The following is a 1420-nucleotide window of genomic DNA, read 5'->3' on the forward strand; positions in this document are numbered from 1 at the left end:
TTCGACTCGTAGTGTATGGGCCGCGCAAAAGCACAAGCAACCATAAAGCATGACAGCAAGCTTTTTCCATTTTTCCTGGTCATTGAGCAGAAAGTAGACCACGACCGGGAGGCTTAGGAAATAGAGTTGGAAGCCCGTTTCAGCGCCGACAAAGAATATACTCCCCAAGGTAACTTGCAGGCTGGCAATGAGTATCAACCAATAGGCGGAAAGGACAAACTTCTCCTGCCTGACCCAGTAGAATGTTCCGGCATAGCAGAGCGCATATAGGAAATCTGTAAAGCTGCTCAGCGCTTGTTGGTATTGAGTCCATAAAATAGCTGAATAGCATAAGGATACAATCACGCCGACCAGTGACACGCTAATAACGATTCGCTTACGATATTGTGTGCCTAGCTTGGTACTAAGAACTTCTGATTGCTGTGTAGATGCCTTATTTTGCTTCATGCCTGTTTGTTTATCCTAACATGTTGGCCAGTTTGTAGGGGCCTTCCAGTATATTGTGTGTTAACTGAACTTGATTCGATACACCTGTTTTTTGGTATATCTTTTTCAAGCGAGAGCGAACGCACTCTTTAGTGAGCTTGAGCTCTTCGGCGATTTCTGAGCCTGATAGCCCAGATATCACCTTGCTGAGAACTTGTGTCTCGGAGGCGGTCAGGCCATAAAAGTCAGCCAGGACTAGATTGAGCTTCTCAAAGCTGTCTTTCTCGACAGGACGCATCACCACGAGTGAACCTTTCGCTTTCCATATCTTATTTTCATGCGCAGACTTTCGGTAGGGCGTAACACCAATATGCCATTCATTGCCTCCACCAACGTATGCATCTAAACGAATGAAGCCTCCTGGAAACAAATCTATTCCCTGCGAAGCAAGAATGCATTGCATGACAAGGTGCTGTAGCCGCTTGTTGGCGGCAGGGTTCTTCAGTGCGAGGCGGTCATGTTTTAAGGTGAGCACCTCACTCGATTTTGCAAACTCTTCTGCCCGGGCGTTCATAGGTTTGGAGACATAATTCTCCATCACCAAAAAAATAGCAGCTTCAGTACTACTTTTTAGCTGCTCTTGCACCTGGCTTTGTAGCTGGGCAAGTTTGGTTTGGGTGGATATGGTAAAAGCGCGCGTTAGGTGTGGTACAAAGATGCCGAGAATTTTCTTTGTTTGGTTATCAAAATCCTGCTGAGTATCTGGGCGGTAAAAGGTGATGCTGGCAATGAACTGGGTATCTCGATAAAAGCAGGTGCTGATACTATGGAAGCAATCATTTTCACGGAATAGCTCCTGATAGACTTTAGAAGAGCGTTAGCTTTGGCTATCTAATAGCTCTGAGCCTTTTTTGATTGAACTGGTAGACATGTCTTCGACGCTTAGTCTGCGTTCATCAAGGGGGGCGTATTCTTCGCTATATGACTCGATAGT

3 protein-coding genes are annotated in these 1420 nt (G+C 45.8%); 1 reads left to right on the top strand and 2 read right to left on the bottom strand.

From position 1 onward, the window contains the following. A partial coding sequence (locus tag A3729_RS29205; protein ID WP_156498217.1) for a hypothetical protein occupies positions 1 to 447 on the bottom strand: 447 nt, incomplete at its 3' end. 10 nt (positions 448 to 457) lie between these two features. Next, positions 458 to 1072: a helix-turn-helix transcriptional regulator gene (locus tag A3729_RS29210; protein WP_068511171.1), complete on the bottom strand. Its 615-nt coding sequence runs from the start codon at positions 1070 to 1072 to the stop codon at positions 458 to 460. A 57-nt stretch (positions 1073 to 1129) separates the two neighbouring features. Here A3729_RS29210 and A3729_RS31965 point away from each other — a divergent pair, with 57 nt between their 5' ends. Then, complete coding sequence (locus tag A3729_RS31965; RefSeq protein WP_156490768.1) at positions 1130 to 1279, top strand: hypothetical protein; 150 nt, start codon at positions 1130 to 1132, stop codon at positions 1277 to 1279. Positions 1280 to 1420 lie beyond the last annotated feature (141 nt).

It is taken from the genome of Oleiphilus sp. HI0043 (assembly GCF_001634935.1).